The organism is Neisseria sp. HMSC067H09, assembly GCF_001814135.1.
Lineage (GTDB): Bacteria > Pseudomonadota > Gammaproteobacteria > Burkholderiales > Neisseriaceae > Neisseria.
Genome location: NZ_KV814898.1, coordinates 1 through 276, shown reverse-complemented (window position 1 = coordinate 276; position 276 = coordinate 1). Strand labels below are relative to the sequence as shown.

The following is a 276-nucleotide window of genomic DNA, read 5'->3' as shown; positions in this document are numbered from 1 at the left end:
CGCCATGCAAAAAGCGAAAATGACCGATGCCGACGTTATCGGTAGGATGGACGGCAAACTTCACATTATCCATGATACACTGAAATTAGATGTTGCCATCGTGGATCCACACAAAGCGGCACAAACCCCGGTAGCCGACAGCGTGGCTCAAAGTAAGCAAACGGAACAACAGTTTGAATATGAAACGCAACAAAGGCAGTTGGCGCAATCCCAATCGCGCGGGATAAGTATTGCTTAAATTAACAATCGGCAAGGAAATTCAAAGGTCGTCTGAAA

Annotated in this window: 1 pseudogene; it reads left to right on the top strand. The window is 46.4% G+C overall.

From position 1 onward, the window contains the following. Window positions 1-238: pseudogene (locus tag HMPREF2954_RS04915) on the top strand (hypothetical protein); the annotation flags it as partial. Between the last annotated feature and the right edge of the window lie 38 nt (window positions 239-276).